The sequence below is a fragment of the Streptomyces sp. NPDC007983 genome, assembly GCF_042958345.1.
Lineage (GTDB): Bacteria > Actinomycetota > Actinomycetes > Streptomycetales > Streptomycetaceae > Streptomyces.
Window position 1 is genome coordinate 68,052 of the sequence record NZ_JBIBJI010000007.1, and the last position, 21,125, is coordinate 89,176.

The 21,125-nt window shown below is 68.0% G+C and carries 19 protein-coding genes and 1 pseudogene; 12 read left to right on the forward strand and 8 right to left on the reverse strand.

The window, feature by feature from the left end:
* Window positions 1–89: 89 nt before the first annotated feature.
* A complete protein-coding gene (locus ACFZCY_RS22925; RefSeq protein ID WP_391176175.1) occupies window positions 90–959 on the forward strand; it encodes a hypothetical protein in 870 nt (289 codons plus the stop codon).
* A 31-nt stretch (window positions 960–990) separates the two neighbouring features.
* Here the strand turns inward: ACFZCY_RS22925 and ACFZCY_RS22930 are convergent.
* A pseudogene (locus tag ACFZCY_RS22930) lies at window positions 991–1,352 on the reverse strand (MerR family transcriptional regulator).
* A gap of 104 nt (window positions 1,353–1,456) precedes the next feature.
* Between ACFZCY_RS22930 and ACFZCY_RS22935 the strand changes: the two are divergent.
* Together ACFZCY_RS22935 and ACFZCY_RS22940 are read left to right on the forward strand one after the other, a co-directional pair.
* Window positions 1,457–2,203, forward strand: coding sequence for an MFS transporter (locus tag ACFZCY_RS22935; protein ID WP_391176178.1), 747 nt, complete (start codon window positions 1,457–1,459; stop codon window positions 2,201–2,203).
* 39 nt (window positions 2,204–2,242) lie between these two features.
* Window positions 2,243–2,503: an alcohol dehydrogenase catalytic domain-containing protein gene (locus ACFZCY_RS22940; protein ID WP_391177198.1), complete on the forward strand. Its 261-nt coding sequence runs from the start codon at window positions 2,243–2,245 to the stop codon at window positions 2,501–2,503.
* Here the strand turns inward: ACFZCY_RS22940 and ACFZCY_RS22945 are convergent.
* Window positions 2,482–3,513, reverse strand: a complete 1,032-nt coding sequence (locus tag ACFZCY_RS22945; protein ID WP_391176181.1) for an alpha/beta hydrolase-fold protein — start codon at window positions 3,511–3,513, stop codon at window positions 2,482–2,484. The genes ACFZCY_RS22940 and ACFZCY_RS22945 overlap by 22 nt on opposite strands.
* A gap of 85 nt (window positions 3,514–3,598) precedes the next feature.
* On the opposite strand from ACFZCY_RS22945, the gene ACFZCY_RS22950 reads away from it, so the two are divergent.
* Window positions 3,599–4,147 (forward strand): MarR family transcriptional regulator, encoded by a 549-nt coding sequence (locus ACFZCY_RS22950; RefSeq protein WP_391176184.1) that lies wholly within the window; start codon window positions 3,599–3,601, stop codon window positions 4,145–4,147.
* 220 nt (window positions 4,148–4,367) lie between these two features.
* Here ACFZCY_RS22950 and ACFZCY_RS22955 read toward each other — a convergent pair whose 3' ends face one another.
* Genes ACFZCY_RS22955 through ACFZCY_RS22965 form a run of 3 tightly spaced genes read right to left on the reverse strand, consistent with a single transcriptional unit; the run spans window position 4,368 to window position 6,308 of the window.
* The gene (locus tag ACFZCY_RS22955; RefSeq protein WP_391176187.1) at window positions 4,368–5,138 is read right to left on the reverse strand and encodes a PIG-L family deacetylase; all 771 of its coding nucleotides are present in this window, start codon (window positions 5,136–5,138) and stop codon (window positions 4,368–4,370) included.
* Window positions 5,139–5,176: 38 nt separating this feature from the next.
* On the reverse strand, window positions 5,177–5,446 hold the full coding sequence (locus tag ACFZCY_RS22960; protein WP_391176189.1) for a DUF397 domain-containing protein: 270 nt from the start codon (window positions 5,444–5,446) through the stop codon (window positions 5,177–5,179).
* Between the two features lie 10 nt (window positions 5,447–5,456).
* Window positions 5,457–6,308: a Scr1 family TA system antitoxin-like transcriptional regulator gene (locus ACFZCY_RS22965; RefSeq protein WP_391176192.1), complete on the reverse strand. Its 852-nt coding sequence runs from the start codon at window positions 6,306–6,308 to the stop codon at window positions 5,457–5,459.
* Window positions 6,309–6,453: 145 nt separating this feature from the next.
* Here ACFZCY_RS22965 and ACFZCY_RS22970 point away from each other — a divergent pair, with 145 nt between their 5' ends.
* Window positions 6,454–6,759, forward strand: coding sequence for a hypothetical protein (locus ACFZCY_RS22970; RefSeq protein ID WP_391176196.1), 306 nt, complete (start codon window positions 6,454–6,456; stop codon window positions 6,757–6,759).
* Between the two features lie 112 nt (window positions 6,760–6,871).
* Here ACFZCY_RS22970 and ACFZCY_RS22975 read toward each other — a convergent pair whose 3' ends face one another.
* The 3 genes from ACFZCY_RS22975 to ACFZCY_RS22985 all read right to left on the reverse strand — a co-directional run bounded on the left by ACFZCY_RS22975 (window position 6,872) and on the right by ACFZCY_RS22985 (window position 12,113).
* Window positions 6,872–7,417 carry an isochorismatase family protein gene (locus ACFZCY_RS22975; RefSeq protein ID WP_391176199.1) on the reverse strand — a complete coding sequence of 182 codons (546 nt, stop codon included), beginning with the start codon at window positions 7,415–7,417 and terminating at the stop codon, window positions 6,872–6,874.
* A 92-nt stretch (window positions 7,418–7,509) separates the two neighbouring features.
* Window positions 7,510–11,367, reverse strand: a complete 3,858-nt coding sequence (locus ACFZCY_RS22980) for a GH92 family glycosyl hydrolase (protein WP_391176202.1) — start codon at window positions 11,365–11,367, stop codon at window positions 7,510–7,512.
* A 224-nt stretch (window positions 11,368–11,591) separates the two neighbouring features.
* Window positions 11,592–12,113, reverse strand: coding sequence for a PT domain-containing protein (locus tag ACFZCY_RS22985; RefSeq protein WP_391176205.1), 522 nt, complete (start codon window positions 12,111–12,113; stop codon window positions 11,592–11,594).
* A 338-nt stretch (window positions 12,114–12,451) separates the two neighbouring features.
* On the opposite strand from ACFZCY_RS22985, the gene ngcE reads away from it, so the two are divergent.
* The 7 genes from ngcE to ACFZCY_RS23020 all read left to right on the forward strand — a co-directional run bounded on the left by ngcE (window position 12,452) and on the right by ACFZCY_RS23020 (window position 21,015).
* Complete coding sequence (gene ngcE / locus ACFZCY_RS22990) at window positions 12,452–13,888, forward strand: N-acetylglucosamine/diacetylchitobiose ABC transporter substrate-binding protein (protein WP_391176209.1); 1,437 nt, start codon at window positions 12,452–12,454, stop codon at window positions 13,886–13,888.
* Window positions 13,889–13,961: 73 nt separating this feature from the next.
* Entirely contained in the window at window positions 13,962–14,879 is a 918-nt protein-coding gene (locus ACFZCY_RS22995) for an ABC transporter permease subunit (RefSeq protein WP_391176212.1), read from the forward strand.
* Window positions 14,880–14,940: 61 nt separating this feature from the next.
* Window positions 14,941–15,885, forward strand: a complete 945-nt coding sequence (locus tag ACFZCY_RS23000) for an ABC transporter permease subunit (protein ID WP_391176216.1) — start codon at window positions 14,941–14,943, stop codon at window positions 15,883–15,885.
* 270 nt (window positions 15,886–16,155) lie between these two features.
* Entirely contained in the window at window positions 16,156–17,355 is a 1,200-nt protein-coding gene (locus ACFZCY_RS23005; RefSeq protein WP_361484603.1) for an ROK family transcriptional regulator, read from the forward strand.
* A 255-nt stretch (window positions 17,356–17,610) separates the two neighbouring features.
* On the forward strand, window positions 17,611–18,708 hold the full coding sequence (locus ACFZCY_RS23010; RefSeq protein WP_391176219.1) for a substrate-binding domain-containing protein: 1,098 nt from the start codon (window positions 17,611–17,613) through the stop codon (window positions 18,706–18,708).
* A 181-nt stretch (window positions 18,709–18,889) separates the two neighbouring features.
* Entirely contained in the window at window positions 18,890–19,678 is a 789-nt protein-coding gene (locus ACFZCY_RS23015) for an ATP-binding cassette domain-containing protein (RefSeq protein ID WP_391176222.1), read from the forward strand.
* Complete coding sequence (locus tag ACFZCY_RS23020; protein WP_391176224.1) at window positions 19,675–21,015, forward strand: sugar ABC transporter permease; 1,341 nt, start codon at window positions 19,675–19,677, stop codon at window positions 21,013–21,015. Before ACFZCY_RS23015 ends, ACFZCY_RS23020 begins: the two co-directional genes overlap by 4 nt.
* Window positions 21,016–21,125: the final 110 nt, after the last annotated feature.

Here is a 21,125-nt window from a genome sequence, read left to right on the forward strand (position 1 = left end):
CGTCAACGCACGGGCCCTCTTCACGCGATCGAGGGTATGGTCGGGCAATTGCCCCCGGTACGTGCCTGAGCGTCTCTAGCGTTCAGCGCATGGTCAGTTCCTCACACGAAGCCCTCCACCGGATATTCCAGGAAGACACCGGCGCGGTCGTCCGGGCGCTCCGGAAACTCCTCGGGATCCCGTTCCCGGACACGAGCAAGACGTTCGTCGTCAGTCCGGACCTCACCGAGATCGCGCCGGTCGAAAGACGCGTGGACACGCTGCTCCAGGTCGAGACCGAGAAGCACGGCACGTATCTGTTCGCCATCGAGTCGCAGGGCAGAAGGGACCCGGACAAGCCGGCGGCCTGGGCGTACTACCTCTCGTACCTGCACGCGAAGTTCCGCCACCAGCCGGTGCTGGTCGTGCTCTGCTCCGATGAGGCCACCGCCCGCTGGGCCGCCCGGCCCATCACGCTGGGCTTACCGAGCCACCCGTCCCTGACCGTCCGTCCGCTCGTGCTCGGACCTGGCAACACGCCCGTGATCACGGATGAGAAGGAAGTGGCCCGCGATATCCCGATCGCCGCCTTCTCTGCGATTACACACAGTAAGAGCGCAAACGCCGATGCCATACTGAAGGCGCTGGCGAGCACGCTCGACAAAATCGACCCCGACCAGGCAACCGTCTACGCCGAACTAGTCGAAGCCGGGCTGGGAGACACCTCGGTACGAGAACTTTGGAGGGACCTGATGTCCGCGCTGCTCAACTTCTTCCGCTCCCAGCACGCCCAGCGAGCCTTCGCGCAGGTGCGGGCTGAAAGGGCTGCAGAAGACGTTCTGCGGATCCTGAGCCTTCGGGGGCTTGAGGTGACCGCCGAGACCCGTGAGCGCATCCAGTCGTGCACGGATCTGGACGTGCTGGGGACTTGGCTGGACCGGGCCGTGACCGCCTCCCGCGTCGAGGAATTGTTCGACTGATGCCCGCGCGCGCCCGGGGCAGGTGTGGCAGTCACCGTGTGGAGGCGGCAGCCGTCGCTCCGCCGGTCGCGCGTTCGGCGACGTCGGCGGGGGCGGCGGCGATGACGGCGTCGAGCGCGGCCCGGGAGATTTGCAGGTCGGCGAGAAGGTCGGAACAGGTTGGCACCAGGCGCTCGTCCTCGTCGCGCAGGCAGGGCAGGACCGTCGCGATGGTGGCGGTGTTCAGGCCGGCGGCGAGCAGGCTGCGGACGCGGCGCACGGTGTCCACGTCCGCCTCGCTGTATTCGCGGTAGCCGCTGGGCGCCGCTCGGGCCGGAGCAGGCGCTGTTCCTCGTAGTAGCGCAGCGGCCGTTCATGTACGCCGGTCCTGCGGGAAAGTTCGCCGATCCGCACGTGCTCAGGGATGCTTCGGCGGCGGGCAACGCCGCTTGACTCTCACATAGAGGTGGGCGCGGATCTTCAGATCTCGCAGGGCACCGCCGGGCAGGCGGCTCGGGGTGCCATTGGGCTCGCTGCTGGGGCATGCCGCTGGGTGGCGCGCCCCGTTCGCGGTGCTCACCGCGCTCACCCTGGCCGCCGTCGCGTTGCTGGCGGTGGTGCTGCCCAGGCAGCGGACGGCGGCTACGAGCTTGCGCGACGAGTTGCTGGTGGTGACCCGCAAGCCGGTGCTACTGGCGATCGCCACTACCGCGGTCGGCTTCTCCGGCGTCGCCGTGGTGTTCACCTACATCGCGCCGCTGCTCACCCGCGTCGCGGGGTTCTCCCCGGTCGCCGTCTCCGCCCTGCTGCTCGCGTACGGGGTCGGCAGCTTCGTGGGCAACCTGGCTGCCGGCAAGCTGACCGACAAGTCCATGTCAGCGACCGTGCGCGGCGTGTTCGGCGGCCTGACCGGCGTGCTGGCGGCCATGCCGTTCGCCGCCGTCTGGCAGCCCACCGTCGTCCTCGCCGTCCTCGTCCTTGGCCTGCTCGCCACCTCCACCATCGCTCCCCCTGCAGGGCCTGATCCTGCACACGCCGGGTCGGCCCCGACCCTGGCGGTCTCCGTCAACGTCGGCGCGTTCAACCTCGGGGCCGCCGTCGGCTCCGCCCTCGGCGGGCTCCTTGTGGCCGCGGGCGCGCTGCGCTGGACCGGACTGGCCGGAGCCGTGCTGAGCCTGGCCGGCCTGGCCCTGACCCATCTGATTCTGCCCCGCACCCCTGCCGTGTCACGTACCGACAACGCCGCGGTCTCTCCTGCCGCTTGAATGCCCAGCCCTCGTCCCCTGGAAGGTCTTCTCTTGACCATGCATGCCGTCCAGATCGATCGCCACGGCGGCTCCGACGTCCTGACCGTCCGCGAGATCGCTGAACCCGCCCTCGCCGCCGGCGAAGTCCTCATCCGCACCACGGCCAGCAGCCTCAACCCGGTGGACTGGAAGACCCGCGACCGGCAGGTTGGCCCGCCGCTGCCGGCCACGCTTGGCTGGGACTCAGACCTCGGTGCCGGTCAACGTCTTGATTCCGGAGGGGTCCCGGCTAGGTGCTACGGGCGCGCCATCCGTTGAGAGAGCCATGCGAGTGCGGGCGGCATCCGGTATTCCACGGCATGGTGCCCTCCGTCGAACAGCTCGAAGCGTATGACCTCCTCATCCACTCCTATCTCGGCGAGGGCGTCGCGGAATGCTTGTGCACCCAGGTCGAGGAACCATTCGTCGCGGGTGCCCGCGTCGATCCAGATCGCCCGCTGGGATCGCAGTGCCTCGGCGTGCAGTGGCGCCATCCTCACCGGGTCCCAGTCGAGCCAGCGCTGCCAGATCTCCGGCCGAATCGCGCCCGTGCGTGGATCGAAGGGCAACTGTGGTGTGCAGTCCGGAGCGGGCGAAAAGCAGGCCGAGACACCGAGCAGTTCGAGCAGCCGCAGGTCCTCGTCCTTGGTGAAGGCCACTCGTGAGCGGAAGTCGTCCCACCAGCGGAAGATGTCGCTGTCGTACGTCCTCAAGTGGCGTGCTGCCATGAGGAAATGAGGGATGTACTGGGCCTCCGACAACGAGTCGCCTGAGTGTGTCGCGAACGCTCCGAACAGGTCGGGTCGGAGCATCGATGTGATCATTGCGCCGAGTCCCCCGCTGGACTTCCCCGCCAACGCCCGGTGATCGCGGTCGGCGAGCGACCGGTAGTGGGCATCGACCCACGGCACGATCTCCTCGCAGAGGTACGAGTGGTAGCGGCCGGTCCCTGGTGAGTCGACGTACTGGCTGCCGCCGTAGGTGGTCCAGGCGTCGACGAACACCAGAATCATCGGCGGCGCATCGCCACGGGCGAAGATCCCGTCGATGAGTTCGGGTACCGGCTGGCGGTATGGGGTGCGGTTGCGCCAGATCGGGAGGGTGCCGGCGTAGCCGAGCAGCAGATAGGTGACGGGGTATCGGTGCTCGGTGTCGGTGTCGTATCCGGGTGGGGTGTAGACCCACAACGGCCTGTGCGCCGAATCTCCCAGGGGGTTGTGGCGCAGCAGGGTGCTGTCGATGACGTGCTCGTCGATGCGGCCTGCGAGCGCGGTGGGCAAGGGAGCCATCAGAACCTCCTCGGAAGCGAGTGGTTCGACATTACTATGATTTCAAAATATATGTATCGGTAGTAACTGACTGTATGCTGGCCTCATGGACACGACGCCGCACGATCCGCTCTCATCGGTGGACTCGATCGACCGGCACATTGCTCACTGGGGACACGAGGTCCCTGACCTGGATCCGAAGATCGAAGGCGTCGTCACGCGGATGCAGATGCTGGTACGACATCTCCAGCGCCGTAAGGAGGCAGGGCTCGCCAAGCGCAAGCTGAAGATGTGGGAGTACGAGATCCTCTGGCGTCTGTGCTCCGTCGGGGAGCCGTACCAGATGTCGCCGACGCGGCTGGCTCAAGCTCTGGACACCCATCCGGCGACGCTGACGAACCGACTGGACCGTCTGGCGAAGTCCGGCTACGTGACCCGAGATCATGCCTCGGAGGATCGCCGGAGCCTGCTTGTCACATTGACCAAAAAGGGACGCCATGCCTGGTCATCCACGATTGGCGATCAGCTCGCGACTGAGCGTGCACTACTGGCGCCGCTGTGCGAAGCGGAGCGGGAGCAACTTGTGGTCCTGCTGCGAAAAGTCACCTTGGCGGCGGAGTCGGATGGCCCACCGCTGATGCCGACCCTCGATTGAACGCCCCACCGGCTCAGTGGGCTCTGTCAGAAGTCGACCCCTGGACCTCAGCCGCCGCTCTCGCCAACGACCCTTTGCCGGAGCAAGATCGGTAACGCGCCGCCGGGCCCCGCTGGATCCGGATCGGCCCGGCGCCCACAACCGGATCCTGGAGATGCTCGCCGGTCCCCTGCCTGGCGTCACGTCACTACAGGGCGAAGGTTGTCTGATGCGGCACTGGCTAGGGCTGTGGGGCTCGGACGGGGGAGACGTCGATGTACCACTCCCGGCCCAGCAGCAGACCGAAGAGCGGGGCCGGTAGCCGGAGCATCGTCCGCATGGCGGCGCTCATCCGGCCGTTGCCGTTGATCTGGGAGCGGTGGGCCGCCAGGGCCGCCTGCTTCTGGCGGGCGTAGCGGCGGACGTCGAGGCGGTGGGTGATGTCCGACCGGGGGCTGAAGCGGGTGTTCAGCTCCTCGGGGGTGAAGCGGAGGGGGATCCTCAGCCGGTGGGCCAGGCGGATCAGGCGCTCGGCGGTGTCGCGCGGCATCGTCGCTTCCAGCACCCTGGGCGTCTTGGCCAGTTCGGCGGCGCGGCGGCCGACCTGGTGGACCTTGATGTGGTCGCGGTGGCCGTAGCCGCCGTGGGGGTCGTAGTGAAGCAGCATCGACGCGTCCTCCTCGCGGAGGATCGTGGCCAGCCGCTCGGCGGCCTCCTCCGTGTCCGCGCGGACGAAGCGGGCGCGGTCCGGCGGGTCGGGGTAGAGGAGCGGGCCGTGGCCGCTGTCCGCGTAGCCGAGGTGGACGACGCGGTCGACGCCCAACAAAGCGGCGCTGGTGCGCAGTTCGTGCAGGCGGGGTGATTCTCCCTCCGCTGGCGCGGCGTCGATCAGGCCGTCCGTGGCGACCACGACCACCACCCGGTGTCCCTCGTGGGCGAGCCGGGCGAGCGTGCCGCCGGTCAGCAGCGCCTCGTCGTCGGGGTGGGCGTGGAATGCCAGGACGGTAGCCATGCGCTCCATCCTGGCATTCGCGGGCGGCGCGACGCGCCCTATCGGTCCTGGGTGAGCCCGTCGAACGCCCCGGCCTTCGCCGCGCGTATGAAGGTGCCGAGCGTGGCGGGGGTGGTGGTGAGGATGACGTCCGGTTCGTCGCTCTCCCGGAGCGCGATGGTGTGGGGAGCCGGGGCGGCGACGTTGAGGCAGTTGGCCCCCTCGTGGCTGTAGGACGACTTCTGCCATTCAGCAGTCACTTTGCGGACGTGGATGCAGTTGGCTCCTTGGGCGCAGTACGAGGACTTCTGCCAGTCATGGATGGACACGTGGTTCCCCTTAGCTGCTCTGCGCGATGCGGTGGATGAGGTCCCTGGATGCTGCGGGCTTGTGGGCATACCCCTGCATACGGTCCAGCACGTTTCGGTAATTGATCAGTTGGGCCTCCGCGTCGACCAATTCGATACCGTGACTGGTATCGAGTTCGACGGTGTCGAGCTGCGGCACGGGGCCTCCGAAGTAAACAACTGACTGGCCGGAGCCGGGAAGAGGTCCGGCACCGAACGGAATCACCACGATGGTGATGTTGTCCCGCTCGCCCATGTCGATCAGGTGCTGAAGCTGCCTACGGACCACCGTGGAGCCGCCGTACCCCATGCGGAGAGCGGCCTCGTGAATGATCGTTGTCAGCGGTGTCGGGGTGTCCCCGTGGAGGATCGCCTGCCGCTTGATGCGGTGCGAGACGCGATGCTCCACCTCGTACGGTGCGAGTTGCGGGATGCCTGCGTTGAAGACCACGCGTGCGTGTTCGGTGGTCTGGAGCAACCCTGGGATGTGGACCATGGTGGCGACGCGTACGTACGTGGCGTGGTGTTCCACCTCGGCCAGATCGAGCAGTCCGACCGGCAGGTACTCGCGATACTCCTCCCACCACCCTCGCGTGCGCGCGCCGGTCATGGCGGCGAGTGCGTCGATGTAGTCCTGGTCCCCGCAAGAGTAGAGGCGAGCCAGCGTCCGGACGCGGTCAGCGCTCACTCCGTGGCGGCCCGCCTCGATGTTGCTGATCTGGGTCTGGTTGCCGCCCAAGCGCCCCGCTGCCGTTGCAGCCGACATTCCCGCGCGCTCACGGAGCTTGCGGAGTTCGGCGCCCAGGCGTTGTCGTCGCGCGGTCGGTGGGTTACTTGTCGGCATGACGTTCCCTCCCTTGTCCCCCACAAGAGGGTATCTATAAAGGATTCCTGGTAAATCAAGTAAAGGTTTAGATGTGACTCGCTATGGTGTGAACCACGTCACCGTACGTGCATGGCTCAATTCCCCTTCCTGACGGGAGACTTCCATGTCTGTCTTCGACTTCGACCAAGAACTCCGCGACCTCGCACTCGACCAGGCGCCCCGCGTCTTCGCCGTCGCCGTGCAGTACGAGGTGGAACCCGGCGGGCTGGACGGGGAGATCGCCGCGTGGGGCCTGGCCTACGAGGACGGGAGCGCGCACGTCGTCACCGCCAACGGGCAACACCGGCTCAGCCTCACTTCACCCGAACGAGCGACGTTGTGGTTCGGGCGGGAGAAGGGGATCACCGCCCGGATCGTGTGGTTCGCGGCGCCCTCGGCGCCCACCTTCGAGCGGGCCGAAGCGGCCTGAGACCGGCCGTCGGGCGCGGGCTTCGTCTCGCGCCTTCGGCGCATGGAGCAGCGGCGGGGCCGGGGCGGGGCCCGCGCCGTCGCCGTCCGGCGTCCTCACGCCGAGAACAGTGCTAAGCGCCAGTGAAGTCCACTTCGTGTGCGGGCACTACGCGGATGCGGCGCCCGGGAAAGTCGATGTGCCGGAAAATCTCGTTGTGGTGGGCGATCGACCTCTCCGGCGAGGCGTACTCGCCGGTGTCGGGCCGCTCGGATGTGGTGTGCCCGTCGGCGACCAGCACCAAGTCGTACTGGTGGCTCAGCGCCTGCCGGGCCGTGGTGTCCACACAGACCTCGGTCGCGAACCCGGTGATGACCACCTCGGTGACGCCCAACGCCTTGAGGGTCTTGTCGAGATCAGTGTGGAGGAAGCTGTCCGCACTGGTCTTGTGGACGACGACCTCGTCAGCGGCGGGCGTGAGTGCGGGCACGATCCGCCAGCCCTCGGTACCAGCCTCCAACTCGCCGCCCCGGTGCTGAATCGTCACGACCGGTACGCCCGCGGCTTTGGCACGTTCGCGGAGCGCCGCGATCACGGCGATGGTCTCGGCGGACCGGTACGAGATCGCCGCCAGAGCGTTCTGCATGTCGATGACGAGGAGTGCGAGGGAATGTGACATGAACTCACCGTAATGGGCCGCCCGGTCACCTGCTCGCGTCCAGGGCCGGGCAGGCCGGGGCCGTGCGTACGGACCCGGCCCACCCCAACCGCTCAGCCGAGCAGTTCGACCTCGGCCAGGGTCGCCTTGCCGTCCGGCACCAGGCGGTAGTGCTCGTACGTACCGGGCGCCCGTACCGAGAAGACGCGGGTCTGCTTGTCCCAGGACCACGACTCATCCGAGCGCCGGTCCAGGGCCTGCCACTTCTCGCCGTTGTGTGAGCCTTCGAGGACCCAGCCGGTGGGTGCCTTCGCGCGGTCGGCAGAGGTGAGGGTGTACTGGACCGCGCGGCCCGCATCCTCAACCGGCAGGTCCACCGACTCGAACGTCGCCTCCGTACCCGACGTGTCGTCCAGCAGCGCGGTGCCACCGCTCGGCACCGTCAGATCGTGGCGCGGGGTGGGCACCTTGTCGTCCTGGGTGATGGAGGAGGGTGCGGACTTCGCCCCCGTACCCCACTTCGACGGCTTGGCGCCCATGGCGAACTCCAGCGTGCCGCCCTTGGAGAGGAGCGCATGCGGTAGGGCGGTGGAGTTCCACGGCTTGCCGTTGACCTTCAGAGCCTGGACGTACACATTCCGCGCGCTGTTGCGCGGCGCCTTGATGACCAGGTCGCGGCCGTTCTCCAGGTGCACCGTGGCCTTGGTGAACAGCGGCGAACCGATCGCGTACTCGGAGCCGCCCATCACCAGCGGGTAGAAGCCGAGCGCGCTGAAGATGTACCACGCGGACTGCTCGCCGTTGTCCTCGTCGCCGTGGTAGCCCTGGCCTATCTCGCTGCCGGTGTAGAGGCGGGCCAGCACCTCGCGGACCTTCTCCTGGGCCTTCCAGGGCTGTCCGGCCGCGTCGTACATATAGGTGGCGTGGTGGGCCACCTGGTTGCTGTGCCCGTACATGCCCATCCGGACGTCGCGCGCCTCGGTCATCTCATGGATGACGCCGTTGTACGAGCCCTTGACGTCGGGGGAGGCGGTCTCCGGGGTGGAGAAGTAGGTGTCGAGCTTCTTGGCCAGGCCGGAGCGCCCGCCGTAGAGGTTGGCCAGGCCCCGGCTGTCCTGCGGGGCGGTGAAGGCGTAGCCCCAGCCGTTGGTCTCGGTGTAGTCGTAGCCCCAGATCCGCGGGTCGTACTTCTCGGACGGCACGCGCCACTTCCCGGCCGCGTCCCGGCCCTGGAAGAAGCCCGCCTTGTTGTCGAAGAGCGTGACGTAGTTCTGGGCGCGGTGCAGGAAGTAGTCGGATTCCTCCTGGTAGCGGGGCTTCTTGGTCTTCGCGTACAGGGCGCGGCCCATCTTCGCGAGGCCGAAGTCGTTGAGGTAGCCCTCCAGCGCCCAGGACAGGCCCTCATGGGTCTCGGTGCTGGTGTAGCCGAGGAAGGGGGAGGTGGACATGCCCTTCCTCCCCACGCCCGAGGAGGGCGGCACGGCGGTGGCGTTCTTCAGCGCCGCCTCGTACGCGGCCTCGGCGTCGAAGCGGACGCCCTTGAGGTACGCGTCCGCGAAGGCCACGTCCGAGCTGGTGCCGGTCATGAGGTCGGCGTAGCCGGGGGAGGACCAGCGGGAGATCCAGCCGCCGTCCTTGTACTGCTGGACGAAGCCGTCGACCATCGTGCCCGCGCGCTTCGGGGTCAGCAGCGAGTAGGCGGGCCAGGTGGTGCGGTAGGTGTCCCAGAAGCCGTTGTTGACGTACACCTTGCCATCGACGATCTTCGCGCCGGTGCGGGTCGGGGTGTTCTCCCCGGCGGCGGGTGAGAAGGCGCTCGCGTACTGGTAGCGCGGCTTCCGCGCGGTCCCGGTGTTCTCGTAACCGGAATTGGGATAGAGGTATAGCCGGTAGAGGCTGGAGTAGAGCGTGGTGAGCTGGTCGCGGCTCGCTCCCTCGACCTCGATACGGCCCAGGATGTCGTCCCAGGCGCTCTGGGCGCTCCGCTTGACCTGCTCGAACGAGGTCGAGGCGGGGATTTCGCGCTGCAGGTTGTTCTTCGCCTGGTCGACGCCGATGAGGGAGGTGGCGATGCGGAGGGTGACGGTACGGTCCGCGCCCGGGCGGAAGCGGAAGTAGCCGGTGACGTCCTTGCCGCCGCCTCCGGGCAGCGTGCCGCTCGCGCTGACGGGCGCGTCGAAGACGCCGTAGACGAACATCCGGGTGGCGCCGGCGGACTGGTCGCTCTTGACGTCGGAGTAGCCGGAGACGACGCCGTGCTCGGCGTCGAGGGTGAGCCCGCCGTTGTTGTCGACGTTGTCGAAGATGACGCTCGCGTCCTCACCCGGATAGGTGAAGCGCATGACCGCCGCGTGGTCGGTGGGCGCGATCTCGGCCGTGAGGCCGTTCTCGAACGTCACGCCGTAGCCGTACGGGCGAGCGGTCTCCTTGGTGTGCCGGAAGGGGAGCGCGCGGGCGGTGCGGGAGGCGTCCGGAGTGCCGGCCGCGACGGACGGCATCACCTGGAACGTCTGCCGGTCGCCCATCCACGGGCTCGGCTCATGGCTCGCGCCGAACGCCTGGATGGTGGGCAGGTTGTCGTCGTTGTTGGCGCGGGCGTACTCGTAGAGCCAGCTGGTGGAGCCCGCGTTGGTCACCGGCGTCCAGAAGTTGAAGCCGCCCGGGACGGCGGTCGCGGGGAAGTTGTTGCCGCGCGAGAAGCTGCCGCTGGAGTTCGTGCCGCGCGTGGTCACCGCGTAGTCGGAGAGGTGCTTCAGCGGCTTCTCGGGCGCCTTGGGGGCGAGCGAGATGTCGTCCACCCAGCCGCGGAATTTCGCCGGGCCGCCCGGGGAGTCGTACGCGACGAGGATCCGGTCGACCGTCTTGCCCGCCGCGACGGCCCCGATCCGGGACTCCTTGTGGTTCCACTGGTTGACGTACAGCGTCTTGGAGGCCGCCTGCCCCTGGGGGCTCATCCGGGCCCCGTGCTGGTCCACCGCGCCGGGCAGCTCACTTAAGTAGGTGCCGTCGGTGAAGGCGAGGTCGACCGACACATGGGTGGCGGGATAGCTCAGGTCGGTCTCGGGCATCGACGGGAAGATGCGGTACGAGAGCAGGGTGTCGCGGGTGACGGCCGTGTTCACGTCGAAGACCTTGTTGTACGAGTACGCCCGGCCGTCCGGGGTGTGGGTGCCCGCGTAGCGCAGGGCGTGGGTGCCGGTGAAGCCCGCGTTCCGCTTGGCGGTGGGGGAACCGGTGGGGCCCTGGTCGACCAGGCTGCGCATGTCGGCGGGGGCGGGCGGGCTGGTGTCACTGTTGCCGAACTGCACCTCGGCGAGCTGGGTGGCGTCCGCGCCCCTGTTACGGGTGATCTCCAGGCGGAAGTGGCGGTAGGCGGCGGCGCCCTCGACGGGGAACTCCCGGGTCTGGTGGGGCTTGTCGAACGCCTCGTTCTCGCGGGTGTCCAGCGTGGTCCAGCCGGAGCCGTCGGCGGAACCCTTGAGCGTCCAGTCGGCCGGATCGCGCTCCGGGGCGTCGTTGGCGGAGGTGAGGGCGTAACGGACGACGGCGACGGGCTCGGAGAGGTCGAATTCGAGCCAGGGCGTCCGGTCGAACGCGAGCCACTTGGTGGTGACCTCACCGTCGACCAGGTTCTCCTTGGTCTCGCCCGCGTCGGTGTACTCGCCGCTCGCCCGGACGTCGGTGACCTTGTCGGTCACGTTCCCCGGGATGCCGGTGGTGTAGCCGCCGTCGACGCCGTCGGCCTTCTTCGCGCCGTCCGGGGTGGTCTCGACGGTGTTGCGCCAGTCGGGCTGCGGATCGTCCGCCTCGAAGGACGAGGCGAACGCCGTCCCGGCCCGGTCAGCGGCCGCTCCGGGGCTCCGCGGAACGGCGGTCGCCGCGCCCTGGGCGGTGACCGCCAGCAGAGCGGCCGTCACCAGGGCGGCCGCTCGACGTAACGGAGGTCTGCGTCTGAGCCGTCTCTGTCGCATACTCGGCCTCTCAACGAGTTTGACAACGTTGTCGATTGGGTGGGGCAAGGATAAGTAGGGCGTCGCGGGGAGGGTGGTGTCAAGGTGACGGCGGTGCACAACCCGTGCGGGTGATCACTCCATGCGAGTGATCTTTGGGGTGGCGACCGCGCGACGCGGGCCGCACCCGCGCCGGGATGCGGCCCCTGTCCATGACGGCCGGTCAATAATCCATCAGCGACCCATCAGCCGGGAGAGTCGGACTTGGTGGCCATCGACAGACGGCACTTCTTCGCCTTCTTGGAGGAGTCCGCCTGGAGGCCGGAGACCTTGACGGTCTTGTCGGAGTTCCCCGCCACCGAGGCGTCGGACTCGGTGCCTGTGGTCACGACCTCGTCGGAGCTGTCCACGAACCCGACGAGGAGGAAGTAGTAGGCCGTGGAGGAGCTGGAGTTGCTGATCTTCACATTGGCGTACGGCTTGCCGTCCGGGCTCCAGCCGCACGTGCCCATCTTGGCGTCCGCCGATATGAGCCCCGAGCCGCCGGTGGGCCCGTCCGAGGGCTCGTCGGTGGGGTCCTCGGTCGGCTCCTCGGTCGGCTCCTGGGTCGGTTCCACGGGGAGGCGGGCCATGCCCTTGCCGATCGCGGCACCGCCCTTGGCGTCCCCGGCCGGCGAGCCGCCTCTGTCCGAGCCACAGCCGGCGGAGAACGCGAGTGTCGCGGCCACGACAACACTGGTGGCGAGGGGGAGCTGCTTCCGGGACACGGGGACCGCCTCTCAAGCGTCGCGCGCACGGCTGAGTGCCGTACGGGCTGGGCCCTCCACGGTATGTCGGACAGGTCTCAACTCGGGAAAGATGCCTACCCGATGACCATTCGATCTTGCCCTCTCGATGCCCAGTGGACTATACCTGTCGCCCCAGGGGGAGGCCGCGCCGCGGCCGTGTCGAGCTGGCCTCGGCGGTTCTGAGCCCTCCCGGCGCACACCCAGCAATTCCGCTTCACGCTTCAACTGACCCGCGGTGTCGGGCCCCTCGCCCGGAGGCGAGCATGTACGGGAAACCGTTACACCGCCTGAGTCCTGACGAAGGCGAGGACTTGAGCATGGGATCCACCCCAGATTTCGGACGGCGTGACCTGATCAAGCGGTCGGCGGCCCTCGGGCTGATCACGGTGCCGGCGATGAGTGTGCTCTCCGCCTGTGCCAGTGGTGGTGACGACAGCGAGAAGAAGGTCGACAAGGGCAAGAAGAGCGCCAAGAACCCGCTCGCCGTCAACGAAAGCGCCGCCCTCGACGTCGTCATCTTCGACGGCGGCCTGGGCCAGCAGTACGCGAAGGACGCCGAGGCCGAGTACGCCGCGGCGTACCCGAAGACCAAGGGCAAGATCAAGCACTCGGCGACCCAGAAGGTCCAGACCGTGCTCCAGCCGCGGTTCAACGGCGGCACCCCGCCGGACCTGGTCGACAACAACGGCGCCGAGCAGATGGACATCGGCACCCTGGTCGGCAAGAACCAGCTCACCGATCTGACTCCGCTGCTCGACGCGCCCTCCGTCGACGACCCGAACAAGACGGTGCGCGACACGCTGCGCCCCGGTGTCGCGGAGATGGGCCAGTTCGACGGGAAGCCGGTTTACGTCCTCTACTACGCCTACACCGTTTACGGAGTCTGGTACTCCAAGACCAATCTCGGCAAGCTCGACGTGGAGTACCCCGAGACCTGGGACGACATGCTCAAGGTCTGCGAGAAGGCCAAGAAGAAGGGCATCGCGGGCTGGACGTACCCGGGCAAGTACCCGTACTACCTGCCGTTCAGCCTCTACCCCTTCATCGCCAAGATCGGTGGCAGGGGGGTCCTGGACTCGATCGACAACTTGGAGCCGAACGCCTGGAAGCACCCAGCCGTGAAGGCCGCCTTCGAGGCGTACTACGAGCTGTACCAGAAGGGCTACATCCTCAAGGGCACCCCGGGCCTCACCCACATCGAGTCGCAGACCGCGTGGAATCAGGGCCGGGCGCTGTTCATCCCCAACGGCTCCTGGGTGGAGAACGAGGCGAAGAAGACCACGCCGAAGGACTTCCAGATGGCGGTGGGCGCGCCGTCCGGCCTCGACAAGAGCGACAAGATGCCGTTCGGCACCCTCTGGGCCTCCGGTGGTGAGCCCTTCATCGTGCCGAAGTCGGCGAAGAACCCCGAGGGCGGCATGGAGCTGCTGCGGATCATGCTCGGTGAGAAGTCCAGCAAGAACTTCATCAAGCAGGTCTCCTCGCTCACCTCCCTCAACGGTGGCACCGACGGCCTCACGCTGCCGCCCGGCCTGGCGTCCGCTCAGGAGGCGCTGGAGAAGGCGGGCAAGAACATCGTCAACCCGCGCATGCAGGACTGGTACGGGACGCTGCAGAAGCAGCAGATCGGCGTGGGCGCGCTGGGCGAGATGATGGCGGGCCGGATGACTCCGGCCGAGGCGATCAAGAAGTGTCAGAAGTTCGCCGATGAGACGGCGAAGGACGACGCCGTCAAGAAGTACAAGCACGTCTGATCGAGGCACATCTGATGGAGTTCGACGCGTCGCCGGCGGCATTATCCGCGAGAGAAGTCCGAGGTCGGTAGAAATGCAGCATGGTAAATACCGGTTCATCGCGGGGTTCCTGGCCCTGCCGGTGATCCTTTACGCGGTCTTCGTGATCTCGCCGTTCGTCCAGGCCGTCTACTATTCGTTCACGGACTGGACCGGCCTGAGTTCCGACTTCAAGATGGTCGGGTTCAGGAACTACACCTGGCTGCTGCATGACGACCTCTTCTGGAAAGCGGTCGGACACAATGTTCTGCTGCTGCTGGTCGTGCCGCTGGTGACGCTCGGGCTCGGACTCTTCTTCGCCTTCATGCTCAACGTCGGCGGCCGCGGCAGAAAGAACGCGGCCATCACGGGCGTGCGCGGGTCGAGCGTCTACAAGGTGATCTATTTCTTTCCGCAGGTGCTGTCGATCGCGATCGTCGCCCTGCTGTTCCAGTTCACCTACAACCCGCGCAACGGCGCGCTCAACGCCTTCCTCGGCGGAGTCGGCCTGGACGCGCTGCAACAGGAGTGGCTGGCCGATCCGAAGCTGGCGCTGTGGTGCCTCATGGCCGTGATGGTCTGGAGCAACGTCGGCTTCTATGTCGTCCTCTTCTCCGCCGGGATGAGCTCCATCCCGAAGGACTTCTACGAGGCCGCGCTGCTCGACGGCGCCAACCGCGTGCACACCTTCTTCCGGATCACCCTGCCGCTGCTGTGGGACACGGTCCAGACCGGCTGGATCTACATGGGCATCATCGCTCTCGACGCGTTCGCCGTCGTGCAGATCATGACGGTGGGCCCGGGCGGACCCGCCGACTCCACCCAGGTCCTCGGCTACTACGTGTACACCAAGACCTTCCACGACGGGCAGGCCGGACGCGCGACCACGATCGGCGTCGCGATGCTGATCGTCACCCTGATCTTCGCGGTCGTCGTGGGCAGGCTCGGCCGGCGCGAACGGCTGGAGTACTGATGCCGGGGCCCGTGACCGCACCCGCGAACCACCGTTCGACCGCCGACCTGGGGGGATCACAGTGACCTCGCAAGCAGAGCCCTCGGAACTCCCCGGCGTCACCAAGGACGACGAGCCGCCGCTCGCCGCCCCCCGCGCCGAGCGGCCGCCGCGCTTCACCCCCGAGGGGCGGATCGGCAGCGAGGGCAAGGTCCTCAACGTCTTCTCGCACGGCATCCTGGTGATCTGGGGGCTGCTCGTCACCATGCCGCTGCTGTGGGCGGTGATGAGCTCCCTCAAGACCGACAAGGCGATCTTCACCTCGCCCTGGGGGCTGCCCTCCGCGCTGCACTTCGACAACTGGTCGCGCGCCTGGAGCAAGTCGAACATCGGCGACTTCTTCGTCAACACCGTTCTGGTGGTGGGCTGTTCGCTGATCGGCACGATGCTGCTGGGGGCGATGGCGGCGTATGTACTGGCCCGGTTCGAATTTCCGGGGAAGCGCGTCATCTACTTCATGTTCGTCGGCGGGATGAGCTTCCCCATCATCCTGGCGCTGGTGCCGCTGTTCTTCGTCATGAAGAACATGAGTCTGCTCAACACCTTCCACGGGCTGATCCTGGTCTACATCGCCTATTCGCTGCCGTTCACCGTCTTCTTCCTCACTTCCTTCTTCAAGACCCTGCCCACCTCGGTGGCGGAGGCGTCACTGATCGACGGCGCGTCCCACACCCGGACGTTCTTCCAGGTCATGCTGCCGATGGCGAAGCCCGGGCTGATCAGCGTGGGTATCTTCAATTTCCTCGGCCAGTGGAACCAGTACATGCTGCCCACGGTGCTCAACACGGACGAGGACAAGCGGGTGCTCACCCAGGGGCTGGTGCAGCTCGCGGCCAGCCAGCAGTACAAGGGCGACTGGTCGGCGCTGTTCGCCGGGCTGGTGCTGGCGATGCTTCCGGTGCTCGCGGCCTACATCGTCTTCCAGCGCCAGGTCCAGAGCGGGCTGACCGCCGGGGCGCTCAAGTAGAACCCGCATAGTATTCGATATGTGAACGAAACGGATGCAATCGCTCCGTCGTACGCTGGCGGGATATCGCGATTGTGCGGGGAAGCGCGGGGAAACCTCCTGCCACACCCTCGCTCGAAGGCCGCCTCACCATGTCAAGGGCTTGACGTGGAACAAGCGGGGCGGCTCAGCTTAGAGTTCACATGTTGGAGACAAAGCCGGGCCTCACTGCTGCGGCCCGGCCGGCGGAGCGGCCGGCGTGCCGCCCGCAGAAGGCGGGAGTGGATGGGCGTGGAGACTCCGGGATCGCAGTCGTCGCTGCACCGGGCCAACCTGGAGCGGGTGGTCCGGGCGGTGCGTATGGCGGGCTCGCTGACCCAGGCGGAGATCGCCCGGTCCACCGGGCTGTCCGCTGCCACCGTCTCCAACATCGTGCGCGAGCTGAAGGACGGCGGAACGGTCGAGGTCACGCCCACCTCGGCGGGTGGCCGCCGGGCGCGCAGCGTCTCGCTCAGCGGGGACGCGGGCATCGTGGTGGGCGTGGACTTCGGCCATACGCACCTCAGGGTCGCGGTCGGCAACCTCGCCCACCAGGTCCTGGCCGAGGAGGCGGAGCCGCTGGATGTGGACGCCTCCTCCGCGCAGGGCCTGGACCGGGCGGAGCAGCTGGTCAGCAGGCTGATCGCCGGCACCGGGCTGAGCCAGGACAAGGTCGTCGGCGTCGGCCTCGGCGTCCCGGCCCCGATAGACGTGGAGACCGGCACGCTCGGCTCGACCGCGATCCTGCCGGGCTGGGCGGGCACCAATCCGCGCGACGACCTGGCCCAGCGGCTCGGGGTGCCGGTGCACGTGGACAACGACGCCAACCTGGGCGCGCTCGGCGAGCTGGTGTGGGGCTCCGGGCGCGGGGTCGCCGACCTGGCGTACATCAAGGTCGCCGACGGTGTCGGCGCGGGGCTGGTGATCAGCGGCCAGATCTACCGGGGCCCGGGCGGCACGGCGGGCGAGATCGGCCACATCACCCTCGACGAGTCGGGCCCGGTGTGCCGCTGCGGCAACCGCGGCTGCCTGGAGACCTTCGCCGCGGCCCGCTACATCCTGCCGCTGCTGCGTTCCAGCCATGGCGCGGACCTCACCATCGAGCGCATGGTGCAGCTCGCCCGGGACGGCGACCCCGGCTGCCGCCGGGTGATCGCGGACGTCGGCCGGCACATCGGCAGCGGCGTGGCGAACCTGTGCAACCTGATCAACCCCAGCCGCATGGTGCTCGGCGGTCACCTCGCCGAGGCGGGGGAGCTGGTGCTGGGCCCGATCCGCGAGTCGGTCGCGCGCTACGCCATTCCCAGCGCCGCCCGTCAGCTGGCCGTGATGCCGGGGGCGCTCGGCGGCCGGGCCGAGGTGCTGGGCGCCCTCGCGCTGGTGCTGAGCGAGATGGGCGACTCGACGCTGCTGGAGGGCGCCCTGTCGGCGGGTACCCCGGCACTCGCCTGAGCCGCCGCGCCGCCGCCGTACGCGGCGCTTGCCGTACGCCTGACGCCCCGCGTGCCCCCGAGGACCTTCCCGGTGCCCTCCGGGGGCATGTGGCATGCCCTTTCGGGCCCGTCCGGCTGCGTTCACTCAGATAACGAATGGCACCGTTGCCATCTCGTTAAGGATTTACTTCTTGACGCCATGACGGGGCCGGAGTTGACTTCACGCCAACCTCGGCCGCAATGACGCGGCCTCGTCAGGGAGGTCACCCCCGTTATGAACGCAACGATGCGCCGCGTCGCCATTGTCACCGCCGCCTTATCGATGGCCGCCTCGCTCGCCGCCTGTGGTTCGGCAAAGGAAGCGGGCGACAAGGGCGAAAAGAAGAAGAAGTCCGGGCCGTTGACCGTCGGTCTCCTTCTGCCCGAGGACCAGACGGCGAGATACGAGAACTTCGACCGGCCCTTGATCAAGAAGAAGATCCTGGCCGACTGCTCCGACTGCAAGATTCAGTACGCCAACGCCAAGTCGGACCCGGCGGTACAGCAGCAGCAGGTCGACTCCATGATCACTAAGAAGGTCGATGTGATCATTCTGGATTCGGTGGACTCCAAGTCCATTGCCGGATCGGTCAAGAAGGCCGCCGAGGCGCACATCCCGGTCGTCGCCTACGACCGGCTGGCCGAGGGCCCGGTCTCCGCCTACACGTCCTTCGACAACGAGACGGTCGGCAAGGTCCAGGGCGAGGCGCTGCTGAAGGCGCTGGGGAAGAAGGCCAAGGACGGCAAGGTCATCATGCTCAACGGCTGGGAGGCCGACCCCAACGCCGCCCTGTTCAAGAAGGGCGCGATGTCGGTCCTCAAGGGCAAGGTGGACGTGGCCAAGTCCTACGACGTCGACCGCTGGCTGGCCGAAGAGGCCAACAAGGCCATGACGGGAGCCATTTCCTCCGTCGGCAAGGACAACATCGTCGGCGTCTACTCCGCCAACGACAGCATGGCGGGCGGCGCGATCACCGCGCTCAAGAGCGGTGGCGTCAAGCCGCTGCCCCCGGTCACCGGCCAGGACGCCGAACTCGCCGGTGTGCAGCGGGTGGTGAGCGGCGAGCAGTACATGAGCGTCTACAAGTCCTACGTGGCGGAGGCGACCGCGGCCGCGAAGATGGCCATCGCCCTCGGCCGTGGTGAGAAGGTCGCCGAGTCCAACACGGTCGACAGCCCGACCACCAAGGACATCCCGGCCACTCTCATCCCCCCGATCTCGCTGACCAAGGACAACATCAAGAGCACCGTCGTCAAGGACGGTCTGTACTCGGTCGGCCAGATCTGCACGGCGAAGTTCAAGGCCGCCTGCGCCGCGGCCGGGCTCGAGTAGCCCCGCCGTACGACCCGTACGACCCGTACGACCCCGTACGGCGCACAGCGCGTCAGCGCGCGGCCGGGCCGCCGTGAACACACCGGCGGCCCGGCCGCTGCCCCACGAACACCCCCCGTCCGAGGGGAGAGATCTCTCCCCTCCGTCACACAGCAGGGGCCGCCCCCTGCCCGGAACGGAGATGGCCATCGTGCCGAACGAACCCGTGTTGGCGTTGCGCGGGATCTCCAAGCGGTTCGGCGCCGTCCAGGCGCTCACCGACATCCAACTGGAGGTCCGCGCCGGTGAAGTGGTCGCCCTGGTGGGCGACAACGGCGCCGGAAAGTCGACCCTCGTCAAGGCGATCGCCGGAGTCGGCCCCGCCGACGAGGGCGTCCTCGAATGGCAGGGCAGGCCCGTCGGGATCACCCGGCCGCACGACGCCCAGGACCTGGGCATCGCGACGGTGTACCAGGACCTCGCCCTGTGCGACAACATCGACGTCGTCGGCAACCTCTTCCTCGGCCGCGAGATCCTGCGCGCCGGGGTGCTGGACGAGGTCGAGATGGAGCGCCGCGCCCGTGAACTGCTGAGCACCCTGTCGATCCGCATCCCCAGCGTGCGGATCCCGATCGCCTCGCTCTCCGGCGGCCAGCGGCAGACCGTCGCCATCGCCCGCTCGATGCTGGGCGAGCCCAAGCTGGTCATCCTGGACGAGCCGACCGCCGCCCTCGGCGTCGAGCAGACCGCGCAGGTCCTCGACCTGGTCGAGCGGCTGCGCGAGCGCGGGCTCGCCGTGATCCTCATCAGCCACAACATGGCCGACGTCAAGGCGGTCGCGGACCGGGTCGCGGTGCTGCGGCTGGGCCGCAACAACGGCACGTTCGACGTCCGTACCACCTCTCAAGAAGAGATCATTTCCGCCATCACCGGCGCCACGGACAACGCCGTGACCCGCCGCAAGGCGCGCAGCGGGGAGGCCGCCAAGTGAGCACCCGTCTCGACAAGACCAATGACGCCCATGGCGGGGAGGGGGCCGGCGGGGACGACGTCGGCAACAAGGCCCCGGCCGGACCGGCCGACGCCGGCCCGGTCGCCAAGGACGCGGTGACCGTGGTCGATCCGCGGCTGCTGGTGCGCCAGGAGGGCTTCAAGGGCTACCTCCGCGAGTTCGCCCGCAAGATGCGCAGCGGTGATCTGGGCGCGGTCCCGGTGATCGTCGGCATCGCCGTCATCTGGGCGGTCTTCCAGTGGAAGGACGGCGCCTTCCTCTCGCCCAAGAACCTCTCCGACCTGTCGATCCTCATCGGCGGTACCGGCATGATCTCGGTCGGGATCGTCTTCGTGCTGCTGCTCGGCGAGATCGATCTGTCCGTCGGCTCCCTCAGCGGTCTGGCCGCGGCCACCCTCGCGGTGCTCAACGTGCGCCATGGCGTGCCCGAGGGCGTCGCGGTGGTCGCGGCGCTGGCCGCCGGAGCGGCGCTGGGCGCGCTGCACGGCTTCTTCTTCGCCAAGATCGGCGTCCCGGCGTTCGTCGTCACCCTCGCCGGCCTGCTGGCCTGGAACGGGCTGATGCTGCAGGTGCTCGGCACCACCGGCACCATCGGCATCGACGACGACAGCTTCGTGCGCATGCTCACCGATCACTACTTCAGCCAGCTGATCGCCGCCTATGGCGCGGCGACCGTCGCGGTGGCCGGATTCTTTCTCGCCCAGTTCCTGGACAGCCGGCGCCGCAAGGCGGTCGGCATACCCTCCCGGCCGCTGAGCGAGATCCTGGTGCGCACCGCCGTGCTCGCGGTGATCGCCTACGCGGCGGCCTGGCGGCTCAACGAGTACCTGGGCCTGCCGCTCGCCCTGGTGATCTTCGTGGTGGTGCTGGTCGCGCTCGACTTCGTGGTGCGCCGTACCCCGTACGGACGCAAGGTGATCGCCCTGGGCGGCAGCGTCGAGGCCGCGCGCCGCGCGGGCATCAACGTGGTCGCCGTGCGGATCTCGGTGTTCGCCGTGTCCGGGCTGATGGCCGCGTTCGGCGGTCTCATGATCGCGTCCCGGATCGGGTCGGCGAGCCAGCAGGCCGGGACCGGCAACCTGCTCATGGAGGCCATCGCGGCCGCGGTCATCGGTGGCACCAGCCTCTTCGGCGGGCGCGGCTCGGTATGGTCGGCGATGCTCGGCATGCTGGTCATCGGGTCGATCTCCTCGGGTATGAACCTGCTGGGCGTCGCGAACTCCGTGCAGTACATGATCACCGGTGCGGTGCTGCTGGCCGCCGTGGTCATCGACTCGGTGTCGCGGAGAACACAGCGCTCGGCCGGCCGCGGTTAGGAACCCCCTCCGCCGCGGGGACGTCTCCAGGGCCGGGCGCGAACCGACACCGTGCCCCGGAGACGAACCGGGCCTTTCCGTAGGGCAGCATTAGACTCTCGGGGGCTACT